A 22,490-nucleotide genomic window follows, 5' to 3' on the forward strand; every position below is an offset into this window, starting at 1 on the left:
TCCCCCTTTGAAACAAAACTCTTTTTTAACTTCCGCTGTATTCTCCTGACAGAAGCATTTCTTTCACTTCATCGTATTCGTCCGGCAGCGCCTGCGACAACAAGCCGGACGCTTCTACACGGAAGACCGTTCCGTCATCATATAATACAGCCAGCACCATATGCTGGGGATCTGTAATTTCCTCTTCACCCGTTCCGGATTCCCAGCCAAAAACACCATACTTGTCTAACGCCTCAATGATCTGCTGTCCGTCCGCATAATATCCGCCCTGTATCTGGTAGAGGTCATCAAAGAGATACGCGTCCGACGTTTGATACCTTTTTCTGTCCGGCAGATCATAATATACACATTCTGTACTTGTATTCTTATTTTCCATAAAAGCTACAGCATATACATTTTCTGTAAAATCAGATGTGCGTTCTTCTATGCCGTCTTCAATGAGATAACTTACATCATACATGCCGAATTTGCGTTCCGGTTCGTATTCTTCCAGGAGCAAAGGTATGTTGAGCGTATCCACATCTTCTGTCGTGATGTCAAAATCCTCAATAAACTGTTCCAGATCAACTTTGCTGTACTGTTCTTTTGTAAGTCCTGCCGCCCGGATCAGTTCTTCCGGAGTGATCAGCCTCTGTTCCGAATACGTCTCTTCCCCGGTTTCTGTCACATAGATACCCGGTTTCTGATCCAGACTCCAGAGAAATTCATCCTTGTTAAAAGTTTCTTCCGTAGTGATCTCTATCGCAGTAAGCCCTTCTTTATCCGGTTCTTCTCTGTAAAAAGGAATATAAATATATGCGATTTCATATTGTGCTTCATCTGTAATAACCGAATAGTGCCCTCTCAATTCCCGCCATGTTATTTTTCCGTGTTCACTTTTTTCATGGGAACTTGCATTTCCTTTCCAGCTTTTACATTCGCCCTGAAAAAACTCTATGAATTCTTCCGCCTGTTCCGTTAAGTTTAGCGTACTGTCCCCGGCATACTGCGAAAATAATCCCGTCAGCGCTTTTGCATCTTCCTTCTCTGCGCACCCGATAATGTTTTCTATCATTTCATCCGCCAATTCTTTATCAGAACGATATGCATTGGATGATCCCCGCCTGAAAACGATGCATCCGCTCAAACTGCATACAAGGGCGCAGCATACGATAAGCAGTAATACCTTCCTCATAAATTCTCTTCCTTTCAGCTAATATACGGTCACTTTCCCGCTCCCGGATATCGCGCACTCCGCCTCTTCGGTATAGATATCTTCCCGGAGCTTATCCTCATAATCAGATCTGCCAATCTGTTTCCACGCTTCAGACTCTGCCATGCGCAGATAGATCCCGGCCGGCACGCCCTGACAGTTCTCCGTCAGCCAGTCCGGCACAGCCTCCAGAAACGCCTCGTACTGTTCTGAACACAGGGCGTCGTCCATAAAAATATACGTCACGGCGGAAACCTCGTTCAGTATCGCTTCTTCTTCTGCCGCGCCGCTGCCGCCGTTCTTTATCTCCGTGTATATCTTTATCCCTTCGGAAGGCAGATACTGCTCTGCAAATGCGCGTACCTGCTCTTCATAGGCGGGGCGCATCAGGATCGCCCCGTAATCGTCTTCATACCGGTACATGCCGTTTTCATATGTGCGGTACACTGTCACAACATCCGATTCACCGCCCTGTTCCGGATACACCTTTAGGTGTTCCTGCTCGACGGCGTCTCCCGGCGCGTAGGATATATAATGAAACTGCTGCTCATATTTCCCTTCGATCCAGTCCAGCATCTGCACGACAGATGTAACGACCCCTTTCTGTGTATCGGTCAGTTCCTCATAAGGCCCGGTAAGGCCTGTCATGTCCATAACCTCTTCCTGTCTGGCACCAAGCCATGCGCCGCCGTCATAACTGGCCTTCCATTCGTCGGGCCCGAAGGTGATGCTCCCGTCCGGAAATGTGCCTTCACCGACAGTCAGCCCCGTATGGCAGTTCACGATCTTTGCGCTGACACTCCAGTTTGGATCCCCTGTTTCCATGATTCCGGTCAGGACATCCGATGTCGTGATCGTCAACAGCATCTTTGCCTGTAGAATACCGTCGATATTCTCGTCGATATGATATATGAAACGGCTGTGATCGGTATCCGCCTCTACATAATAGCCCTGTTCGTCTTTCTCCATATCTTCCAGCACATCGTCAATGGACCCGGCGTACATCTCTATAAGTTCTTCTTTCTGCGTCGGCGTCACTTCCAGAATTAGATCATCCCCGTCACGCCTTACATCGGTACAGTAATCTTCAAAAGCCTCCATGTTGTCCTCGATATCTGTATTGGCAAACTTAAATATCGAGGCAGGTATGGTAATCTTCTCTGTCATCTCCGGCAATGTTTTTCCGGCATCCGGGTCCTGGACCTGATCTGCTGCCGGAGCGCCCGCACAGGCGCTGCAGACGAGTACCGAAGCAGCTGTCACCGTTGCGAGCACTGTTTTATATAGCTTGTCCATCCTCTCACTCCTCTGAAAACACATTTCTATGCTGATAATAATACTATATTCAAGCTGTAAAAGTTACCGTTTTTATAGATTTTTTCATCTCAGATCTGCTGAGAACGGCAACACCCCAGGCAGTCAGGGTATCTGTGCGCAATGTATTTCCACTCTCTGTCCTGACAACTGTTCTTCCATGATTAGTATGATGCCTCTCCAGACTATAAAGTCTGGACTGACGATGGAACAAAAGAATGGTGCCTAAAAGAACCAGGAGCCTTATATGCTTTGCCGATGAAACGGTCCTGTTTTCTGCAGGGCCCGGGCACCGGCGCCTCGCAGGGTAGCCAAAGGCTCTGCCGGATTTTTGGGCAGGGCACAAATTGACGGCCGGGCGTTTTTTTCCTATACTGAAGGTGGAATAATGCAAAGGGGGCGCGGCCTATGAGCATGCCGTACATCGTCGGAATGGGAGTGATCTACACCGCCGCCCTGGGGCTGCTGGTGCGGCGGCTGCGCCTGCCGGGGCGGGGCTATCTGCCCGAAAAAACACTGTGCAGCCTTTTGTTTGTGGTTGTGGCGGCGGTGTGCGCGGCCCTGGGCAGCCGTCCCGAAGCGTTCTGGCGATTGCTGCCGGCGCTGCTGTGCTGCGTGGCGGGGGATGTGGTGCTGGCGCTCTACAACGACCTGCGCCGTCCGGCCCTGTTTTTGGCCGGACTGGGGGCCTTTCTGGCCGGACACAGCCTGTTTGTGTGGGGCCTGTGCCGGCTGCAGCCCATGAACTGGCCGGTGCCGTTGGCCGCGGTGCTGGGAGTCGGCGGCGCGGTGGTGCTGTCCGGCATGCCGGGAATGCAGACCGGGCGGATGCGCCCCTGGGTGGTACTTTACGCAGCCTTTGTCTCGGCGCTGTTGGGCAAAGGCTTGCAGCTGGCCTTTGGCATGGGCCAGCCCTGGTGCTTTCTGGTGCTGGCAGGGGCAGTGCTGTTCTGGATTTCGGATCTGCTGATTCTGTTTTTGTATTTTTACCCTTCCAGGCACCCTGCCGTGCACGTGGCCAATCTGTTGACCTACTACTATGCCATGTTTCTGATTGCAGTCAGCCTGGCGCTCTGAGAGCGGGGGCACTCCATCCCGTTGCGGCAGCTGCCACTTCGTTGCCTTTGGCGTCACCTGATTTTCTAAAAATATTAAAACATGCAACAAAGCCGGTCAACCATTGGTTGACCGGCTTTGTGCTTGCGAAAGTAAATTGTTATCTTGATAACAAAGACGTTTTTTGCTACAATAAAAAACAATAAAATAAGCGGATAAATAAATCTTGACAAAATACTGGAGGATAAGATGCCATTTACATGTGACGTTTTTGGCGTATCGCCGCAGATGAGCGATTACTCGTATTACGATCGTAACGAGTTAGACACAAAACTTTCTAGACTTCTCCGGAGACAAACACATATTGCAATTAAAGGACCATCTAAGTGTGGAAAATCTTGGTTGCGTCAGAAATGTTTGGAGGATGCCTTAATTGTTCAATGCAGAATTGGAATGAATGCTGATGATATTTATCGTCAGTGCCTATCCTCACTCCATGTAGCATTTAATGTTCAACGTCAAACACAAAACCAAATTTCTGGAGAAATTTCGGGCAATGCTGAATTAAAAGTTCCCTTACTGGGAAACGCAAACACTGGGCTTGCTGGATCATATATGCGAAATAGCTCTATAGATACGGGAATTGATTACCAAACAAGTGTAGAAAATTTAGAGTTTATAGCACAGTCTATTAATCAATCAGGCAAAAAAATGGTGATTGAAGATTTTCACTATCTTGGAAAAGAAGCCAGACGCAAATTGTCTTATGATTTAAAAACTCTATGGGACTACGGATGTTTTGTTATTATTATTGGTGTTTGGACTCAAACTAATTTATTGACATCAATGAATCCAGATTTGACTGGACGAATTGAAGAACTCGAAGTATCTTGGTCTGATAATGATTTGGAGCGTGTAATAGAAAAAGGTTGCAATGCGTTAAATATACGGATTGACTCGAAAATTGTAGAAGATATGATTCAAGATTCTTTTGGTAATATAGGTATTTTGCAGTCGCTACTTCTTAAGTTAGTGGAAGAGCAAGCTAATATAGAAAAAACACAGACGTATTGTAGCATTATTACTGACCCGTGTTTTTATGTAAATGCCGCAAAATCCTATGCTAATCAACTAGATGGATTGTATCAACAATTTGCCAAAACATTATCTGCAGGAATTAGGCAGAGAAAGAATTCTACTGGAATATATGCCCTCGTTATGGAGGCTGTTGTAAATGCTACAGACGATGAATTGATTCATGGATTTTCTCGTAATAAGATATACGAAATAACAAACGGAAAAGAGCCTCGAATTCAAAAAGGAAATTTAAAAACTGTATTGATTAAGCTGGCGGATTTGCAAGAGGCTGGAAGCAGATTGAGCTTAGTTATATCTTATGACGAATCGATTGATGCTGTTTTTGCAGTGGATTTGCAACTGTTGTTCTATCGAAAACATCACACCATGAGATGGCCCTGGGAAGAGCTGGCAGAAGAAGCCAGAAAGCTATCGCAGTTTGAGGAGGAAACGGAAGAAGGGTGATTAAATATTGCGGCTTGAGCGCACTAAAAAAGTGAATCGTAAAATGAAATCAGGCAAAAAGAAGCATGAAACAAAATAAGGGTGCTTGCGGCGCCCGAAATGCTGCCGAACCGGTCAACCAATGGTTGGCCGGTTTTCTGTGTTTAAATGCTTTAGCACAACAAGAACCCCCAGCTCGGCTGGGGAGAGTAAAGAGACTTTAGATTCAAGTATCGAGCGAAGCGAAATATAAACAGCAATTTATCCACATAAGAAAAGCTGTGTTAGTACGCAAATGCCCGTTTACGGGTTGTGGGGCAAGTGATGCAAGTGGTAGATCTTTTCAGTACCTCTTGAGAGGCTTGCCGGTACGATGCCCTTCTAGGGCTTACTCAAGCCCCCGGCTTAGCCGGGGGTCCTGACTCGGATGTGGATATGAAGAAAAACGGCGGCTTTTCTTCGAGGCGAAGATGTTATATAGTAGAGTGTGAAACATCTAAAAAACGAAAGGGGGAACCCCCGGATGCTTTTTCTGCTCCTGGCCCTGGTGTTCAGCGCGGTGCTGGCCCTGGTGCTGAAATATCTGAACACCGGCAGCCCGTACGGAGTGTATTTGGTCAACTACATCACCTGCGCGGTGCTGGCCTTTGCCACGCTGCAGCCCAGAACACTTTATAACGGCGATGCCACCCCCTGCTGGCTGGGGGCCATCACCGGCCTTGTCTATCTGGCGTCTCTTGCGGCAAACGGCTACAGCATCCACAAAAACGGGGCGATTCTCTCCTCGGTGTTCACCCGGCTGGGGGTGCTGGTGCCGATTCTTTTGTCCGTGACGCTGTTCGGCGAGCGGCCCACCCTGCTGCAGGGGCTGGGCGTGGTGCTGGCGGTGGCGGCCGCCGTGGTGATGAACGGCCTGTCCGGCAGGCGGGAGGCGGCGGAGCAGAGGGTGTATCTGATTCCGCTGGTGCTGACCCTGCTGCTCAACGGCACCGCCGACGCCATGTCCAAGGTGTTCAATCAGCTGGGCCGCAGGCAGGACGACGGGCTGTTCATGTTCTATATCTTCCTGTTTGCCGGGCTGGCCACCCTGGTGCTGCTGCTCCGGCAGCGCCGTCCGGTCACAAAGCGGGATGTGCTGTTCGGCATTCTGGCGGGTGTGCCGAACTTCCTGTCCTCCCGGCTGCTGCTGGCGGCCCTTGGCCAGCTGCCCGCCTTTCTGGTCTACCCCTCCTACAGCGTGGGGGTGATTCTGGTGATCAGCGTGGCCAGCTTCTTTCTGTTCCGGGAGCGGCTCAACCGCCGCCAGCTGGGCGCGGCGGGCATGATTCTGGCGGCGCTGGTGCTGCTCAACCTGTGAGCGGGGGAGCGGCGCGCCGGTTTGCCATGCCGTATCGTAAAATTGCATAAAACAGAACGGGATATTTTGGCTGCTCCGGGGCAGCCGGGCCGCTTGCAATGACTGCGGCGCTGTGCTATACTAAAGTGGAACAAGTGAATAAATTCTTCGGGGCAGGGTGAAATTCCCTACCGGCGGTATAGTCCGCGACCCGCGCAAGCGGCTGATTTGGTGCGATTCCAAAACCGACAGTATAGTCTGGATGAGAGAAGAAATGGAGAGAAATCAGGACTCTGTGTGCCCCATTGCATGCAGAGCCTTTTTTTGTCCCCAACGTTCGGAGAATTTACGAGCCTTGTAAAATACCGAACCGAAAGGGGACTGTACGTTATGAAATCCATGAAAAAGACCCAGACCGTTGTACTCACCGCCATGCTGGCCGCCGTTGCCGGGGTGCTCATGTCCTTGGAGTTCCCCCTGCCGCTGATGCCGCCCTTCTACAAGATCGACTTCAGCGACGTGCCCGCCGTGCTGGCCACCTTCCTGCTGGGGCCGGTGTCCGGCCTGATGGTGGAGATCATCAAGATTCTCATCAAGCTCATCACGGTGGGCACCTCCACCATGTTCGTGGGGGAATTCGCCAACCTGCTGGGCGCGCTGCTTTTCATCCTGCCGCTGTGGGCCGTGTTCAAGCGGGGCGGCGGCAGCCGGAAGGCCTGCATTGCCGCGCTGGGCGTGAGCCTGCCCATCCGCATCGCCTTTGCCTGCTTTCTGAACGCCTGCATTACCCTGCCGCTGTATGCCAGGGCCATGGGCCTTTCGCTGGAGCAGGTTGTGCTGACCGTGGGGGCGATCAATCCCATGATTCAGAACCTGCCCCTGTTCCTGGTGCTGGCCACCGTGCCCTTCAACCTGATCAAGCTGCTGCTCAACTACATTGTGGGCTACCTGCTGTATGACCGCATTCAGGCCGCCAACGTGGTGCGCAAGCTGGAGGGGAACGCATGATTCGGAATTACAGAGACCTGACCCGCCTGGAGATGGAGCAGGTGGACAAGGAAGAGACCATTATCCTGATTCCGGTGGGCGCGCTGGAGCAGCACGGCAACCAGGCCCCGCTGGGCACCGACGACATCATCGCCGAGGCCATGGTGGAGTATCTGGGCCGGGCGCTAGAGGAGGCAGGGGAGAAGGATTTTCCCATTCTGGCCTTTCCGGTGATCCCGGTGGGCCTGAGCACCGAGCACCGCAACTTCTGCGGCTCGGTGACCCTGCGGCCGGACACCTATTACAATCTTCTGTACGACATCAGCGTGAGCCTGGCCCGGCACGGCTTCAAAAAGCTGGCCTTTCTGGTGTGCCACGGCGGCAACGCGCCCATTGTGCAGGTGCTCAGCCGGGAGCTGCGCAGTGAGCTGGGCATCTCGCCCTTCATCCTCTCCTCGGGGGCCTTCGGCCATCCGGACGTGCGGGCCACCGTGACGCCCGGCAACATCTATGACTTCCACGGCGGCGAGATGGAGACCTCCATGGTCATGGCGGTGGACCCCTCGCTGGTCAAGCTGGAAACGGCTCAGGCGGGCATTCCCACCGCCTTCGTGGGCAACCAGACCTTGAAGACCGGCGGCAGCGTGACCATCGGCTGGGTTTCCGAGGACTGGAAAACCGCCGACGGAACGCCCATCGGCATCGGCGGCGACCCGGCGGGCGCCACCGCCGAAAAGGGCCGCATCATTCTGGAGACCAGCGCAAAGGTGCTGGTGCCGGGTCTCAGAGAGATCCGGGACTGGAAAGCCTGACAGATTCCTCGATACAATCGCACAAACACGGAAGGACCGGTCAACCATCGGGTTGACCGGTCCTTCTGTATGCCGGCGAAAAAGGCGGCTTATTCCTTGGGGTAAAACATGCGAATCAGCCCCCAGAGGCCAAAGGCAATGCCTGACAGCAACAACAAGCAGCTTCGCTCGTCCACACCGAATCCGCCGATGGCGCGGCTTGCTTCCACCAGCAGAATGCCGAAGAGCAGCAGCGCAAAGCTGCGGAGCTCCTGTTTCATGGTGGGGTCCCTCCTTTCTGCAAAAATGGAAACCGGGCGGCGCATAACGCAGGAAAAGCGTCAGGCCGCGGCGTTTGCATAATCGGAAAGCACCTGAAAAACATACGCGTCCTCACAGGCATTGGGGTCGAACTGGCCGTCCTCCTGCCGGAGTGCTTCGAGCATCGCCTCCAGATCAGCCTGCAGGCGGGAAAGGGTCTGCCGGTCCTCCTCTGTGAGCGGGTCTCCGGCCAGGCAGCCGGTGGCAATGGCCTGGAAGGCGTCGCAATTCTGCTGGATGGTCTGCTGCAGCGGCAGGTTCTTTGCGCCCTCCTCGCCGTAGCCGTAGCGATTCTGCAGCAAAGGGGCGTACCAGCACAGCTTCTCAAAGTTCAAACTCGCGCCGCTCAGGGACAGTATGAGCTCTTCCTCGGATTCGCTGTCCAAGACCTGGGAAAGATTGACGGAGACTTCCTCAGCCGCGGCCAGAAAGGAGGTCATGCTGTCGGGAGGCTTTTGCGGAAACAGGACCTTTTGGGCGAGCAGTGCCGCGGCGGAACACAGCAACAGCAGCAAAAGTGCGGCGGCGACGATTCGTTTCGAATTCACGGAACCTCCTCCTTCCGGGTGCGTTTCTGAACCCAGCATAGCATGGTCCTTTTGCCGCCGTCAACCGGAGGGGCCCGTTCGCTGCCGAACGGCAGAACAAAGCCCCGGCCCACCGCTTGCACGGCTTGCCGGAGCGTTGCCTGTTAAAACGCCTGGCGGCGTGTGCCCAGGGTATGGGTGACAAACAGCCAGAGCAGAAGCGCCGCCAGAATCGAGCCGGAAAGGCAGATCTGGACCAGGGCGGCCAGATAAAGGGTGTGCTGCATACATATGCTCCTTCCGAGGAGCAGGGCGGATACGCCCTTTGCGGAATCGGACCGCTGCCCCCGGATACCAGTATAGGCGCTGCGGCGCAAAAAAGCGGTTGGCTGACCAACGCTTTTTCCGCCGGTTCAGGGGCGGTTTTCCACAGCGAAAGGCCTGCTTTGTGTAAAACTTTAGAGTGGTAGAAGAAAAAACCGCTCCGGCAATTGCAATTCCGGCGGGAATATGCTAACTTTTGATATAGGGACCCGGGAGCGGCAAACGGCATGCTCCCACGCCGTGCCGGAAACCAGAGGCTGGGCCGAAGGGGAACCTTTTGGGCGGCCCATCGCCCTGCGGCGCGGTGAGATCACCATTTGAAAGGAAGAGTTGTTGTGGCACAGAAAAAAGCGCAGTCCACCCAGAAAAAGACCGCCGAAGCCAAAGGTGCTTCGACTTCCGCAAAGAAACCCGCGGAGTCTGTGAAAGCAGCCCCCGTCAAGAGTGAACCCGTAACCAAGACCGAGCCCGCCGCCAAGGCGGAGCCTGCCAAGAAGACCGAGCCCGCCGCCAAGGCGGAGCCTGCCAAGAAGACCGAGCCCGCCGCCAAGGCGGAGCCTGCCAAGAAGGCCGAGCCCGCCGCCAAGGCGGAGCCTGCCAAGAAGACCGAGCCTGCCGCCAAGGCGGAGCCCGCCAAGAAAACCGAGCCCGCCGCCAAGGCGGAGCCTGCCAAGAAGGCCGAGCCCGCTGCCAAGGCTGAGCCCGCCGAGAAGGCCGAGCCTGCCAAAAAGGCAAAGCCTGCGGCCAAGAAGCCCGCAGCCAAAAAGACCAAGCCTGCCGCCAAGAAGGCGGTGGCAGAGGAAACCAAGCCCGCTGAGCCTGCCGCTGAGGCCGCACCCGTGGCCGAGCAGCCCGCCGCACCTGCAGCGGAGACGGTAGCCGCTGCCGAGCCGGTGGCCGAGCCTGTGGTGGAGGCGGCTCCCGCCCAGCCCCAGTACGACACCCCCCGCCGGAGCGTGGCCTTCATCGGCTCCGAGTGCCATCCCTTCGTCAAGACCGGCGGTCTGGGCGACGTGATGTATGCTCTGCCCCGCGAGCTGGTCAAGCAGAACTGCGACGTGCGGGTCATCCTGCCCCGCTATGCCTGCATCCCCCAGAAGTACCAGGACAAGATGGTCTACCGGGGCGAGTTCTACATGGACCTGGGCGAGACCGGCCGCAGCTACTACGTGGGCATCATGGAGTACATCTGGGACGGTGTGGTCTATGACTTCATCGATAACCAGGAGTTCTTCTCCGCGGGCAACCCCTACGTGGGCCTGGTGGAGGACATCCCCAAGTACTGCTTCTTCAGCAAGGCCGCGCTGGCTGCCCTGAATTACATGAACTGGATTCCCGACATCATCCACTGCCACGACTGGCAGGCAGCTCTGGTGCCGGTGTTCCAGAAGACCCTGTTCAAGGATTCCCCGGTGGGCCACGCCAAGAGCGTGCTCACCATCCATAACCTGCGGTTCCAGGGCATCTACAACATTCCCACCATCCGCTACTGGACCGGCCTGCCCGCCGAGGTGTTCAACATGGGCGCGCTGCAGCAGGCCTGGCGGGATGCCAACATGCTCAAGGGCGGCCTGGCCTACGCCGACCGCATCACCACCGTGAGCAACACCTACGCCTGGGAGATTCAGACCCCGGAATACGGCGAAAAGCTGGAGGACCATCTGCGTTACCACAGCTACAAGCTGCGGGGCATCGTGAACGGCATCGACTACGGCATGTGGAACCCGGCCACCGACCCGGCCCTGGCTGTGAACTACGACATCACCAACGTGCTGGAGCGCAAGCCTCAGAACAAGCTGGCCCTGCAGAAGGAGCTGGGTCTGGTTGAGGACGAGGGCAAGCTGGTCGTCGGCCTGATCTCCCGCCTGACCAACCAGAAGGGCCTGGATCTGGTGAACGCCATCGTGCCCCAGATCATGGACGGCAACACCCAGGTGGTGGTACTGGGCACCGGCGACAAGGAGTATGAGGACACCTTCCGTTACTACGAGAACGCCTACAAGGGCATGTTCAGCGCCTGCATCCAGTACGATGAATCCCGCGCTCACCGGATTTATGCCGGTGCGGATGTGCTGCTGGTGCCCTCCCGCTTCGAGCCCTGCGGCCTGACCCAGCTGAACGCCATGCACTACGGCACCCTGCCCATCGTGCGCGAGACCGGCGGCCTGAAGGACACCGTGGAGCCCTACAACGTGTTCAACGGCGGCGGCAACGGCTTCACCTTCGACCGCTACGACGCGGGCCTGCTGCTGGACGCCATCAACCGGGCCAAGACCGAGTACTTCACCAGCCGCTACCACTGGGATGAGGTGGTCCAGCGGGATATGGCGAAGGATGTGTCCTGGACCAATTCCGCCCGTCAGTACAAGGATTTGTACCTGGAGCTCACTCCCTGGTAATCCGAAAAACGAACAAAACAAAAGGCAGACCCTGCGGGGTCTGCCTTTTTTGCTGCACGGTGAGCAGCTGTGCCTGGATACAAAAACGCCGGGCGCAGGGCATTTGCCCGGCGTCCGGCGGATGCGGCTACTCAAAAAGCAGAGGATGCTCACCCCATATATTCCCGCATCAGGTGCAGCAGCTCAATGTCACTGCGGAAGCTTTGCCGCCCGGCGGGGGTTTCACCCCGGCCCGGCACGATGATGCGGCCCTGCAGGCTCTGGTTCTGGCGGTAGAGGATCTCGATGGTGAAATGTCCCAGCTTACGGGTTGTTACCGGTTGGGCCGGAACCAGACGCAGAGGGCTGACGCTGCCGGAGAAGCTGTTCAGCGCCTCGCTGCGCATCGGGCGGCCCAGCTCGTCGCACAACTCGTCCAGCAGGGCGGTGAGCTGAGGAAAGCTGGAAAAAGCGAAGGGCGGCACGCTGCCGCACAGCGGAATCGCCACACCGGTGAAGCTGTCCTCCTGGCGGCCGGTTACCTGAATCAGCACGCTTACCGGCCCATAGCCGCAGAAATGCCGGCCCGGCTCGTTGTTGGGGCGAATATTGCAAAAATCGTTCATAGGTCTCACACTCTTTCTCACTGGGGCTGCCAGATCCCGCTGTTGGGGAAGGGCATGTCGGTCTCCACGGTCTGCAGGGAGTGGCGCAGCGCCACCCCGCGCACCGGCTGCTGCTTGTAGCGGGCCTGGATGCGCTGGTCCACAATCTCGCAGTTTTCCCGGTCGGTGCCGATGAGCAGCACCAGGAACCGGTCCCGGCCGTGCTGGGTAAAGGCGTCGCCCCGGCGCAGGCTGTCGTGAATGGCACTGGACAGCAGCGGCGCGGCCTGGGCAATCTTCTCGGTGTCGGTCAGGGCGTGCCCCTTGGGGTCCACCAGCCAGTACAGCAGCAGGCAGGCGCTCTGGCCGGTGCGCTCGATCATGCGGCAGCACATGCGGTACACGTCGATGAAGCTGGGATAGCTGCAATAGTAGGCGCCTCGCTGGTGCTCGCTCTCCCGCAGCTGGTTGTTCAGCTCGAAGATGGTCTCGTGGCTGTCCTGATTGGCCAGGCTCAGCAGCTGGAACCGGCGGGTCAGCTCGGCGCTGGGCTTCACCACAAAGTCCTCGGTGAGGGTGCGGATGGCCTGGTCGTATACCTGCTTTGCCTCCTGGTAGCGCTCCAGATTCATTAGGCAGTCGATGCGCAGACAGAAAAACTCCTCCAGCGGGTGCATCGAGCTGGCCCGGGTGGCAATGCCAAGAAGCTGCTCCCATTCGCCCCGCTCAGGCAGCAGCTGGGTCAGCGCGTCCAGACAGGCGAAATAATCCATGCGGTATTTGGCGGCGGTGGTCACGGCCCAGTCGTCCATGGCCAGATGGGGCAGAAAATCCCCGGAATACAGCCGCTCAGCCTCCAGAAGAAGCTCCAGGCGCTGGTTCACATCGCTGGTCTGCCCGGCCTGGGTCATGCAGTCCTCAAAGCGGGCCACATCGGTGAGGATGGGCACCGAGCAGGTGAGGGTATACTGGTTGCTCTTCAGCTGCACGCCAACATCGCCGGGCAGCGTGGCCTTTTTCAGGCGGCGGCGCAGCTGGGAGATGGTCACGTTCAGGTTGTTGGCCGGGTCGCTGGTGGAATCCTCCACAAAGAAGGCGTCCATCAGGGTATTGCGGGAAACGCCCGCCGGATACCGGAACAACAAAAACTGCAGCACGCGCATGGCCTTGGTGGTGCAGCTGTCCAGCGGGAGGGGCTGGCCGTTCGCCCAAACGGAGAACTCGCCGAATAATTTAACGTAGATGGTATCCTGTGTCATTGTTATGCATCACCTTTGGCAGCCGGAGTGGCTGCGGAATATCCGAAACGGAGGGAACGCACAACAAAATAACTATTTTGTTGTTTAAAATTCCTACTTAAAAGAGGCGGATACGCTTTCAAGGGGGAGAATCATCTGAGAATCGACAAAATTCGTCATTTTCCGACGTTAGCCATTCCAGCTGATGGTTCAATGGATAACCATCGGCTTTGTTTTTCTGCGGTTCTGATTCAGATTAACCGGGTGGAAAGGGGGTGAATTACTTGAAATAAAACCGGATATGCTCTATTATTTTATATAGGTAGAAGACAAAAGCCGGTGGGGGCAACAACAAAATAGTTATTATGTGACAAGCAGCCCCAGCTGTTCGATCTGGCGGGCGTGAATACGCCCGCTTTCCATGGTGTAGATGCGGGTGGTGGCGGTGCTGGCGTGACCCAGAAGGTCGGCCAGACGCACCAGATCGCGCTGGGCGGCGTAGTAGGTGCGGGCGAACAGGTGCCGCAGATTGTGGGGGAAAACCTTTCGGGTCCCCACACCTGCCGCGCGGCACAACGCCTTCATGGCACGCCAGATGTTGCTTCGGTCCAGTGGCTGGCCGGTCCGGGTGGTGAACACCGGACCGGCCAGCTTTTTTTGCCCGGCCAGATACCGCTGCAGTGCCCGGCACAGCTTGCGGGGCAGAAAGATGGTGCGCCGCTTGCCCTTGTTATTCACCTCGGCGTAGCCCTGCTCCACCGCCTGCGCGGTAATGTATTGCAGCTCGCTCACCCGGATGCCGGTGGAGCAGATGGTCTGCAGCACCAGCGCCAGGCGCACGTTGCCCCGGCGGCGGGCCGCCTGCACCAGCCGCAGGTATTCGGCCTTGTTCAGCTCCCGGTCCTGGCGGCAGAATACCTGCCGCTGAATCCGCAGCGGCCGCAGCCGCAGCTGGGGCAGCCGGGCATGGACCAGATATCCGTTCACCGCCGCCAGCATGGAGTTCACCGTGGCCGGGGCATAGCGCTCGCTGAGCTGGGCCTTCCAGGCCAGCAGCGCGGCCTTGCTCAGCGGGCGGCCTGCCAGAAACGTTTGCAGGCTGGCCAGGTCCCGGCGGTATTTCTTTAATGTGCTCCGGCTGCGTTCCCGTTCCGTCAGCCAGTCCAGGTAAGCCTTTACCCGGCGCGGCGTGAGTGCCGTGCTTTTGCAGTTGGGCAAAATCGATCCTTCCTTTCCTTATTAATAGAGTGGTAATTCTATTGTACAATATCCCGGTTAAGGTACCCTGATTCTATCAGTAAAATGTGAATAAAAAGAACCCCCGGCAGCTTTTTTTGCGGCGCTGCCGGGGATTTTTTTGCCCTTCTTAAAAAAAGATGAAATTTTTGTGCCGGATTTTAAGCGGATTTTAAGTGCCGTGTGGGATAGTATGCTCAAAGCTTTGAGGAAGACGAGGTGAAGAGCATTTGAACATGGAAGGTTTCCATTCCGGGGCGCCGAACCTGTGCCGCGTATGCGTGGATGCATGGGCGGGCGGCGAAGTGACCGGCAGGCTCTATCACTGCTATTCCAAACAGCCGGAGCCGATCGGACGAACCAGCGACGTACTGGACAGCATCGACCGCCTGTGCGACCGGCTGAACTATCCGGCCAGGACCCAGCAGCCCAGGCACTTCGGCCCGGCAAGGCCGAAGCCGCAGACCACACAAAAGAAGGTGGAGCCGCAGATGACAAGGGATGAACTTGCCGAACAGAAAGGAAAGATGGCCACCTTTGTGGTGCATGTGATGTACCGCCAACATTCCACCTGGCAGGGCAGCGTGACCTGGGCCGAGACGGGAGAGAAAGCAAATTTCCGCAGTGCGCTGGAGCTGATCAAGCTGATGGACAGCGCGGTGGACGCAACCCTGGAAGACGAGTCACCCCCGCAGGACGAACTAAATCTTGCACGACCAAAGAATCCGGTTAGGGAGGAAACAGACTATGAAACATAAAATGTGGAGCCGTTTACTCAGCATGGCGCTGGCGGTAATGATGATCGCCAGCATCGTGCCCAACAGCGCCTTCGCCGAGGCAGGCAGCGAGCTGGCTGCCAGCAGCCAGGCAACCAGTGAGGTGCAGGTAGAGGAAGTGCCCCTGCCGGAGGATACCACCACCGAGGAGCCCGCCGCAGAAACTCCTGCCGAGGAGCCTGCTGCAGAGACTCCGGCCGAGGAGCCCGCCGGCGAGCCCGCTCCCACCGCGGAGCCTGTGGCCGAGCCCACTGCCGAGCCTGTCACCGAGAGCGAGCAGCCCAGCGCCGAGCCCACCCAGGCCCCGGCTGAGACTGCTGTGCCCAGCGAGCAGCCCAGCGCCGAGCCCACTGCAGCTCCCGAAGGCACCGAGACCCCCGAGGGCACCGCTGTGCCCACCGAGACCCCCGCGCCCAGCGAGAGCCCTGTGCCCAGCGAGACTCCTGTGCCCAGTGAGACTCCGGTTCCCACCGAGACTCCGGTTCCCACCGAGACCCCCGAGGCTACTGAGGAGCCCGTGGCGATGAATGAAGAAGCCTACGAGGCCACCGCCCAGGTGGAAAACGCGGACATCACCGTGACCGTGAAGGTGCCGGAAGGCGCGCTGCCTGTGGATGCCGAGCTGAAAGCTGACCTGATCGCGGAGGAGACTGCGGAGTTTGCGCAGGTGGAGCAGGCTCTGGCCGAAGACAATGTGGAATACGACGGCATGATCGCCTTGGACATTCGCTTTGAGGTGAACGGCGAGGAGATCGAGCCCCTGTATCCGGTGGAAGTGACCATCGACGCAAAGGCTATGTTGCCCGAGGATGCCGACCCCGAGACCGTGGCTGTGCAGCACCTGGAAGAAAACGAAAACGGCGAATTGACTGCCGTGAAGACCGTGGCGGATGCTACCGAATCCGCTGGCCATGTGGTCGTGGAAGAGACCGAGACAGAGGGAGCTACCATGGATATGGTTAGTACCTTCACGGTAGAAGGATTTTCTCCGTACGCGATAACCTACGGCTGGTGGCTAGGTGGTTGGCCTCATGATGATAGTGCCTGGGATAATATTAACCCAAGTAACAATGAAAGTGTACACTTTTATGTGAATCTGTATTCGAATATTGCGAATAGTGGCAATGGTGCTGGAGACACAGATAAAGAGAATTTTACTGAGTCGGTGTATAGTACGCGAATTTCTACGCATCCAGAAGAATTCTCCTATACAAGCCCATCAAATGGAGAATATGTTGTAATTCAAGGTGCGACAAACGGAAGCGCATTTGATGTGGATGGCGATATCAGATCGTTGAAAACTGGTTATACAGGTGCAAACGAAAAGGGCGATCCTACACCATTCAAGCTAAAAAGCTTCCCAACGGATGCTGAGGTTTTTGAAAGAATCAAATCCGATTGGAATAGATATACAAAAGGCCAGGGAATTAAAGTCGGAGATCATAAAGTTGAATCTGATGAGTTGACTACGGATAATTATACCATTCGATGGTATGTGTTTAAGCTGAATAATACTGACCATTGGCATATTGATGGTATTCTGGTTCCCAAATATGGTCAGCTAACCGTGACCAAGACCTTCGAGAATGCAAACGATGTTCTCAATGAAATTGCAAAGGATTTTGAAATTTCAGTAAGTGGTCAAAAAGGCAGTTGGGAACAGGAATATACTCTGAAACTGATACCGGAGAGCGATAGTGATCCAAACAGAGGTGTTCTGGGATATACAGGTAAAATTACGAGTGAGAATTCTACTACATACACCTGGAAGTTTGATGTTTTGGATACCACTTATACAATTAAAGAGTCAGGCGGAGATGTTGACGAGTGGATTAGCAGTGCCGAATATAAAATAACTTCTGATAGTCAAAATGCAAGCGGAGATTACCCGGAGGCTGGCGTGACAATCAACTGCGCTGTATGGGGAAATGATGAACCGGAAAAAACGCAGTGTGTGGATTTGACCAATACATATGAGCATGTGTTGACTACTCTGACCTTGACCAAAGAATTTTACGGTTTGACGGATGAAGATGTTTACTATCTGCTGTTCAATCAAAAAGGTGGCGAAAAAGAAGACGATCAGTTCGCATTTGATATTAACTACTGTTATAGTACAGAAGTAGTCAGCTCCACAACAAATCAGGAAGAATGGAATCGAATCAAAGAATTTGCGACAAAACCGAATGGAACGCCACTTAAGGACAGCGGTGGAGACTTCAAAGTCTATCCTTATGAGTTGCTCAATGAAGTGGCCACGTCTAGCGACTTGTCTCAAGCATCAAACTCGGAATTAAGAGCTGAACTTAAAAAGAATGATGCGGGCAACTGGGTTTATACACAGGTGATTGAAGTTCCCGTTTGCGGCGATGGTTGCTACTACACCGTATTCGAGCAGCATGCGGAATTGCCCGGTTATGCCAAGCAGGGCGCTAAGAGCACAAACTGGACTGTTGTAAATGACTCCACCGGTGAAAAAATCTATTCCGGTGTTGGTAAAGCGGTAAGAAAAAATAGTGAAAGTAGCGGTGATGCTGCCATTGATGAGGAGGATATGCTTGATAAGAAGGAGTTCCAGGAGCTGGAAATCAAATCTCCTACTACGGTAAGTTTCACCAACCGCTACACTGGTAATATGACGATTGAAAAAGAGGTGAAGGATGTACCTGCAGGTACTGCAGATTTGAAGGATGCCACTTACACCATTGTCATCGAACCGGCACACCCGGAGAAACTGATGGACAAGGAAGATTACGGTCCGAAGTTTGCGGGCAAGAGCTTTACCTTAATCCGGGGTTCTAAAGAAACAACAAGGACATTCGATGAACATAATCAAGCAGCAATTAAACTGAAAGCCGGTGAAACTGTAACGCTGGAAAACCTTCCGGCAATCCAGTATGAAATTACAGAAGTTAAAGAGAATATACCCCAGATCGGCGACTATGTTTTCAAGAATGAAAGTATGGTAGAGACCTATCTCGGCAACGTATCGGATGAGTTGGAGCACTGGAATCAATATGATCGTGATAAGGGTGATAAAATCACTGGCAAAACCGACTTCGCTGACGGGATTGTTGCGGTGGATGTAGACCAAAATGACACTCCTGTCTCTGAGGTTACCGTGACCAATCATTACGAAAAAGCGACTGGCACGCTGATCATCAAAAAGACCGTTACCGGTTTGGAGAATGATAGCGCAGCACTGGATGAGCTGAAAAATGAGCTGAAATTTACTGTGAGCGGCCCGGACGACTACAGTCAAGTGATTCCTGCGAATGATACTGAGAGAGTCAAATGGACTGGAACAGTTGCTACCATTAACTTGGGCGAAGTACCAGTCGGTGACTACACTGTAACCGAGAGCGGACACAATGCTGTAGAAGGTTACATTTGGCAGGAAGCAAAAAGCATAATGACTGCTACAGGCACTGTGGTGAAAGCTTTGCCTACTACACTGGAGCTGAAAAATGAGTACACTCCTGCCAACGGTGATCTGCTGATCAGCAAAACGCTCACCGGCATCAACACCACCATGGGCAATGATGTGACCTTTATTTTCGAGATCACCGGTCCCGTTGATGAGGACGGTGTAACTCCAACCTATTACCGCTATCTGAACTTCAGCAAGGATGACTTTAAGAATGGTGCAAGTGTTACCAAACAGGTCTGGCTGAAGGATGTGCCGGTTGGTACATATACTGTGACAGAGTTGAAGGCAGCCGGTTATACCTGTAATGATAAAGATACCCAGAGCGGTGTAGTCAAAAGCAGTGAGGTAACCGACGCACAGGTGAAGTTCACCAACAATCCCGTTACCAATGATCCGACCCCCGGTGACCAGGATTTTGTGGAGAACAGATTCAACTGGAACGCTGAGACGAAGCAGTGGGTTTGGGTACAGGCAGACGAGAACCAGAACGAAAAAGGCTCTAACTGACAGGAAAGGAGAGAAAGGCCATGAAAAAAAGAGTGATGAAAACCTTGATTTCCTCCCTGTTAGTGGCGCTTGTATTGGTAGGTGGTACGCTGGCCTATTTAAAGGCCAGCGACAGCCCGCTGATCAATACCTTCAAGCTGGCAAAGGTAAGCACGGAAATCTTTGAAGAGACAGGGGTTAATAAGGCCCCGCAGGTGAAAAATACCGGGGAGTCGCCGGTGTATGTTCGTGCAAAGGCTGTGATCACCGACCTGCCGGAAGGTGTTACGGTGGATATGAACGGTGCGTATAATACGGCTAACTGGGAATATGGAAACGATGGTTTCTATTATTACAAGAAAATCCTTCAGCCTTCTACCGATAGCAACCCTTCCATGACAGCGCCTCTGTTCACAATCGCTACGGATGAATCGGGTAATTCGAATGTAAAAGTTGAAACCGAAACGGATGTATTTGACACAAGCAAACCGGCAACTTTTTCCATCGAAGTTTATCAGGAAGCTGTTTTAGCGCCTGCAAATGCTCAATATAAATTGAGCGATGCAAAAGCAGCCTTTGACAAGAAGGGCTGATCCAATAACCGAAAATTCACTTTAGGAGGACCGGAATGGTCAAAACAATCTGCAATATCTTATCCACGATCATTCTGGTCGTATTGCTGGCGGCTGCCGCCGTCATCCTTGTACCCATGCTTCTTGGGTACAAGGAGATGGCGGTGCTCTCCGGCAGCATGGAACCCACCATCCCGGTGGGAAGTCTGGTATATGTGAAGCCGGTGGAGGCCAGCGAGCTGGAAGCCGGCGATGTGTGTACTTACTATCTGTCCGATGGCGAGACCTTCGTGACCCACCGGGTCATGAGCATCGATGCCGATGCCCAGACCCTGGTCACCCAGGGCGACGCCAACGAAAACGCGGACGGCGATATCCAGTTCAGCCAGGTCTATGGCCGGGCGGATTTCCATCTGCCTTATCTGGGCTTTGCCATCCAGAACATCCGTACCCCGGTGGGCATTATGTCCATCTGCGGTGTGGTGATGCTGGTGATTCTGCTGAATTTTATCCCAGCCATCATTGATGCAGCCGAGGACGAAAAGAAGCAGAAGGCACAGCAATCCGAACCGGAAAAAGCTGGAACAAATTAAAATTCAGAGCTCGAATTTTAATTGGTTTTTAAGCGAAAGCCGGTATAATCCACTCAGTAAGCAAAAGCGGCTTGCCCAGGGCCCGGTCACCAAACCGCTTTTACTTCATAACAAAGTTCTTTTTTAAAACGGCGAAATAAAAACACAAAAAAGGAGCGTAACGATTATGAAAATGAAAAACATGTTGATCGGCGGTATGTCCCTGGCACTGGTAGCCTGCATCTCCATCGGTGGTACTCTGGCTTATCTGACTGCAACCGATGGCCCGAAGACTAATACCTTCGAATTTGCAAATGGATTGACTGCTGAATTGGAAGAAAACGCAGATGCCAATTCTAATGGTAATGCGTCTTCCAATAATACGGGTATTGCCTATACCGAGCTGGTTCCTGGTGTGGATATCGACAAAGATGTAACTGCTACCTTTACTTCTGATGTTGATGCATACTTCTTTGTTAAAATCGAGCCCGTGGACAAAGAGAATGGTGTTACCTTGAATATTAAGGAGCTGTTGCTGGGAGAAGGCTGGAAGGTTTATGATGATGTTTCTGGCGCTGTAAGTGACATTATTCCGGATGATACATATGGCGAATATGTATATGAGTTCACTTACACTGGAGATGATGGCGAACCGGATGAGGTAGTGGCGAATCTGTTTGATACAGTGTTTGTAAACGGTAACGTAGAGACTGGTGCAGTTCTGGAAGACATTAAGATCTCTGTGAAAGCTATTCAGAAAGATGGTTTTGCTGACGTGAAGGCAGCTTATGGCGAGGTTGAGTACCAGGGCGCGAATGCCTAATTAAAAGGAATCAACTATTTCTAATAATCTGGAGAGTGAATCATGAACAAAAAAAATATTCTGACCGCAGCGGTTAGCCTGTCTCTGGTAGCTTGCCTGTCCATCGGCGCTACTCTGGCTTACTTCACCGATAAGACCGATGTAAAGAACAATGCGTTTACCACTGGTAATGTGGATATCACCTTGACGGATACCTCGGATAGCGATAAAGCAACTGTAGGTAAGGATGGCATTGTTTATGACAATGTTCTGCCCGGTGATAATTTGGACAAAAATGTATATGTGACCGTAGATAAGAATTCTTCTGCTGCTTACGTGGGCGTTTTCGTAAGTGTAGACTACAACGATGCTGAATCTGGTCGTCCGGATTCTTACGATGTAATGGGTCTGGTTAATGATGCGATGATGCGTCAGGGAACTATGAACAACTGGGATCAGTATTATGTCAACGTGGGCGACACTGATGGCGTTCTGTATGTTTACAATCAGGTTGTTGATCCCGATGGCACTGAGGATGTAGTTCTGGATCTGTTCAGTGATATCCAGATTCCCACCACTTGGGACAATAGCTTCGCGAGCTCTCAGTTTGCTATTAATGTTCAGGCTTTTGCTACTCAGGCTGAAAACTTCAGCGAAGGCCAGTTCATTGAAATGGTTGATGGTACTCTGACCGATGCCAACGGCAATGTAATCGAGTTCCAGGAGTTTGGCAACAAGTAATTTTGGCAGATAATATCTAACAATTAAACGAAAGGGGCGGCGGCCATGAAAGCAAAGGCGCTGAGTGCCGTAGCCACGGCACTTCTGCTGGCGGTAATGGCCGTCGCCCTTCCTTTCAGCGTACCAAAACTATTTGGCTATCAAATCTACAACGTATTGACCCAAAGTATGGAACCGGCAATGCCGGTGGGCAGCGCGATCTATGTGAAGCGCTGCGACCCCCAGGCCCTTAGGCAGGGCGAGATCATCACCTTCCGGCTCAGCGAGGCCACCGGCCTTGTGGAG

The 22,490-nt window shown here is 53.7% G+C and carries 21 protein-coding genes and 1 riboswitch; of the genes, 13 read left to right on the plus strand and 8 right to left on the minus strand.

The features are described from left to right. Positions 1–25 precede the first annotated feature (25 nt). Positions 26–1,174, minus strand: coding sequence for a DUF5104 domain-containing protein (locus PH256_RS06540; RefSeq protein ID WP_087308268.1), 1,149 nt, complete (start codon positions 1,172–1,174; stop codon positions 26–28). Positions 1,175–1,192: 18 nt separating this feature from the next. Beyond that, entirely contained in the window at positions 1,193–2,488 is a 1,296-nt protein-coding gene (locus PH256_RS06545; RefSeq protein ID WP_087183223.1) for a hypothetical protein, read from the minus strand. 426 nt (positions 2,489–2,914) lie between these two features. Here PH256_RS06545 and PH256_RS06550 point away from each other — a divergent pair, with 426 nt between their 5' ends. The 5 genes from PH256_RS06550 to PH256_RS06570 all read left to right on the plus strand — a co-directional run bounded on the left by PH256_RS06550 (position 2,915) and on the right by PH256_RS06570 (position 8,218). Then, a complete protein-coding gene (locus PH256_RS06550) occupies positions 2,915–3,583 on the plus strand; it encodes a lysoplasmalogenase family protein (protein WP_270913488.1) in 669 nt (222 codons plus the stop codon). Between the two features lie 228 nt (positions 3,584–3,811). Beyond that, positions 3,812–5,104, plus strand: a complete 1,293-nt coding sequence (locus PH256_RS06555; protein WP_270913489.1) for a hypothetical protein — start codon at positions 3,812–3,814, stop codon at positions 5,102–5,104. A gap of 502 nt (positions 5,105–5,606) precedes the next feature. Continuing rightward, on the plus strand, positions 5,607–6,440 hold the full coding sequence (locus tag PH256_RS06560) for an EamA family transporter (RefSeq protein WP_270913490.1): 834 nt from the start codon (positions 5,607–5,609) through the stop codon (positions 6,438–6,440). A gap of 139 nt (positions 6,441–6,579) precedes the next feature. Continuing rightward, positions 6,580–6,697: riboswitch (FMN riboswitch) on the plus strand. 112 nt (positions 6,698–6,809) lie between these two features. Continuing rightward, positions 6,810–7,427 carry an ECF transporter S component gene (locus PH256_RS06565; RefSeq protein WP_270913491.1) on the plus strand — a complete coding sequence of 206 codons (618 nt, stop codon included), beginning with the start codon at positions 6,810–6,812 and terminating at the stop codon, positions 7,425–7,427. Continuing rightward, complete coding sequence (locus tag PH256_RS06570) at positions 7,424–8,218, plus strand: creatininase family protein (protein WP_270913492.1); 795 nt, start codon at positions 7,424–7,426, stop codon at positions 8,216–8,218. Before PH256_RS06565 ends, PH256_RS06570 begins: the two co-directional genes overlap by 4 nt. 89 nt (positions 8,219–8,307) lie before the next feature. Here PH256_RS06570 and PH256_RS06575 read toward each other — a convergent pair whose 3' ends face one another. From PH256_RS06575 to PH256_RS06585, 3 genes are all read right to left on the minus strand, one after another. Then, a complete protein-coding gene (locus PH256_RS06575) occupies positions 8,308–8,478 on the minus strand; it encodes a hypothetical protein (RefSeq protein WP_270913493.1) in 171 nt (56 codons plus the stop codon). A 60-nt stretch (positions 8,479–8,538) separates the two neighbouring features. Continuing rightward, positions 8,539–9,066, minus strand: a complete 528-nt coding sequence (locus tag PH256_RS06580) for a hypothetical protein (RefSeq protein ID WP_270913494.1) — start codon at positions 9,064–9,066, stop codon at positions 8,539–8,541. A gap of 143 nt (positions 9,067–9,209) precedes the next feature. Continuing rightward, complete coding sequence (locus tag PH256_RS06585) at positions 9,210–9,332, minus strand: hypothetical protein (protein ID WP_270913495.1); 123 nt, start codon at positions 9,330–9,332, stop codon at positions 9,210–9,212. 372 nt (positions 9,333–9,704) lie between these two features. On the opposite strand from PH256_RS06585, the gene PH256_RS06590 reads away from it, so the two are divergent. After that, positions 9,705–11,768 (plus strand): glycogen synthase, encoded by a 2,064-nt coding sequence (locus PH256_RS06590; protein WP_270913496.1) that lies wholly within the window; start codon positions 9,705–9,707, stop codon positions 11,766–11,768. 149 nt (positions 11,769–11,917) lie between these two features. Here PH256_RS06590 and PH256_RS06595 read toward each other — a convergent pair whose 3' ends face one another. The 3 genes from PH256_RS06595 to PH256_RS06605 all read right to left on the minus strand — a co-directional run bounded on the left by PH256_RS06595 (position 11,918) and on the right by PH256_RS06605 (position 14,808). Beyond that, entirely contained in the window at positions 11,918–12,373 is a 456-nt protein-coding gene (locus tag PH256_RS06595; protein WP_270913497.1) for a hypothetical protein, read from the minus strand. Between the two features lie 17 nt (positions 12,374–12,390). After that, positions 12,391–13,611: an AfsR/SARP family transcriptional regulator gene (locus PH256_RS06600; RefSeq protein ID WP_270913498.1), complete on the minus strand. Its 1,221-nt coding sequence runs from the start codon at positions 13,609–13,611 to the stop codon at positions 12,391–12,393. 342 nt (positions 13,612–13,953) lie between these two features. Then, positions 13,954–14,808: a tyrosine-type recombinase/integrase gene (locus PH256_RS06605; RefSeq protein WP_270913499.1), complete on the minus strand. Its 855-nt coding sequence runs from the start codon at positions 14,806–14,808 to the stop codon at positions 13,954–13,956. Between the two features lie 248 nt (positions 14,809–15,056). Here PH256_RS06605 and PH256_RS06610 point away from each other — a divergent pair, with 248 nt between their 5' ends. The 7 genes from PH256_RS06610 to PH256_RS06640 all read left to right on the plus strand — a co-directional run. Further along, positions 15,057–15,584, plus strand: a complete 528-nt coding sequence (locus PH256_RS06610; protein ID WP_270913500.1) for a hypothetical protein — start codon at positions 15,057–15,059, stop codon at positions 15,582–15,584. After that, complete coding sequence (locus PH256_RS06615) at positions 15,574–19,539, plus strand: hypothetical protein (protein WP_270913501.1); 3,966 nt, start codon at positions 15,574–15,576, stop codon at positions 19,537–19,539. Before PH256_RS06610 ends, PH256_RS06615 begins: the two co-directional genes overlap by 11 nt. 20 nt (positions 19,540–19,559) lie before the next feature. Further along, on the plus strand, positions 19,560–20,111 hold the full coding sequence (locus PH256_RS06620; RefSeq protein WP_270913502.1) for a hypothetical protein: 552 nt from the start codon (positions 19,560–19,562) through the stop codon (positions 20,109–20,111). A 35-nt stretch (positions 20,112–20,146) separates the two neighbouring features. After that, entirely contained in the window at positions 20,147–20,683 is a 537-nt protein-coding gene (locus PH256_RS06625; RefSeq protein ID WP_270913504.1) for a signal peptidase I, read from the plus strand. A gap of 166 nt (positions 20,684–20,849) precedes the next feature. Beyond that, the gene (locus PH256_RS06630) at positions 20,850–21,485 is read left to right on the plus strand and encodes a hypothetical protein (RefSeq protein ID WP_270913505.1); all 636 of its coding nucleotides are present in this window, start codon (positions 20,850–20,852) and stop codon (positions 21,483–21,485) included. A 42-nt stretch (positions 21,486–21,527) separates the two neighbouring features. After that, positions 21,528–22,205 carry a SipW-dependent-type signal peptide-containing protein gene (locus PH256_RS06635; protein WP_270913506.1) on the plus strand — a complete coding sequence of 226 codons (678 nt, stop codon included), beginning with the start codon at positions 21,528–21,530 and terminating at the stop codon, positions 22,203–22,205. Between the two features lie 45 nt (positions 22,206–22,250). Further along, positions 22,251–22,490, plus strand: a 240-nt coding sequence (locus PH256_RS06640; RefSeq protein ID WP_270913507.1) for a S26 family signal peptidase, incomplete at its 3' end; no start/stop codon positions are given.

The sequence above is a fragment of the Allofournierella sp. CML151 genome (assembly GCF_027853465.1).
Classification (GTDB): domain Bacteria; phylum Bacillota; class Clostridia; order Oscillospirales; family Ruminococcaceae; genus Allofournierella.

What these genes read in the sequence shown, in the direction of transcription:
- PH256_RS06625 (WP_270913504.1), top strand. Translation starts at nt 20,147, where the DNA reads ATGGTCAAAACAATCTGCAATATCTTATCCACGATCATTCTGGTCGTA.
- PH256_RS06555 (WP_270913489.1), top strand. Translation starts at nt 3,812, where the DNA reads ATGCCATTTACATGTGACGTTTTTGGCGTATCGCCGCAGATGAGCGAT.
- PH256_RS06630 (WP_270913505.1), top strand. Translation starts at nt 20,850, where the DNA reads ATGAAAATGAAAAACATGTTGATCGGCGGTATGTCCCTGGCACTGGTA.
- PH256_RS06560 (WP_270913490.1), top strand. Translation starts at nt 5,607, where the DNA reads ATGCTTTTTCTGCTCCTGGCCCTGGTGTTCAGCGCGGTGCTGGCCCTG.
- PH256_RS06565 (WP_270913491.1), top strand. Translation starts at nt 6,810, where the DNA reads ATGAAATCCATGAAAAAGACCCAGACCGTTGTACTCACCGCCATGCTG.
- PH256_RS06635 (WP_270913506.1), top strand. Translation starts at nt 21,528, where the DNA reads ATGAACAAAAAAAATATTCTGACCGCAGCGGTTAGCCTGTCTCTGGTA.
- PH256_RS06595 (WP_270913497.1), bottom strand. Translation starts at nt 12,373, where the DNA reads ATGAACGATTTTTGCAATATTCGCCCCAACAACGAGCCGGGCCGGCAT.
- PH256_RS06550 (WP_270913488.1), top strand. Translation starts at nt 2,915, where the DNA reads ATGAGCATGCCGTACATCGTCGGAATGGGAGTGATCTACACCGCCGCC.
- PH256_RS06575 (WP_270913493.1), bottom strand. Translation starts at nt 8,478, where the DNA reads ATGAAACAGGAGCTCCGCAGCTTTGCGCTGCTGCTCTTCGGCATTCTG.
- PH256_RS06540 (WP_087308268.1), bottom strand. Translation starts at nt 1,174, where the DNA reads ATGAGGAAGGTATTACTGCTTATCGTATGCTGCGCCCTTGTATGCAGT.
- PH256_RS06600 (WP_270913498.1), bottom strand. Translation starts at nt 13,611, where the DNA reads ATGACACAGGATACCATCTACGTTAAATTATTCGGCGAGTTCTCCGTT.
- PH256_RS06545 (WP_087183223.1), bottom strand. Translation starts at nt 2,488, where the DNA reads ATGGACAAGCTATATAAAACAGTGCTCGCAACGGTGACAGCTGCTTCG.
- PH256_RS06620 (WP_270913502.1), top strand. Translation starts at nt 19,560, where the DNA reads ATGAAAAAAAGAGTGATGAAAACCTTGATTTCCTCCCTGTTAGTGGCG.
- PH256_RS06615 (WP_270913501.1), top strand. Translation starts at nt 15,574, where the DNA reads ATGAAACATAAAATGTGGAGCCGTTTACTCAGCATGGCGCTGGCGGTA.
- PH256_RS06585 (WP_270913495.1), bottom strand. Translation starts at nt 9,332, where the DNA reads ATGCAGCACACCCTTTATCTGGCCGCCCTGGTCCAGATCTGCCTTTCC.
- PH256_RS06570 (WP_270913492.1), top strand. Translation starts at nt 7,424, where the DNA reads ATGATTCGGAATTACAGAGACCTGACCCGCCTGGAGATGGAGCAGGTG.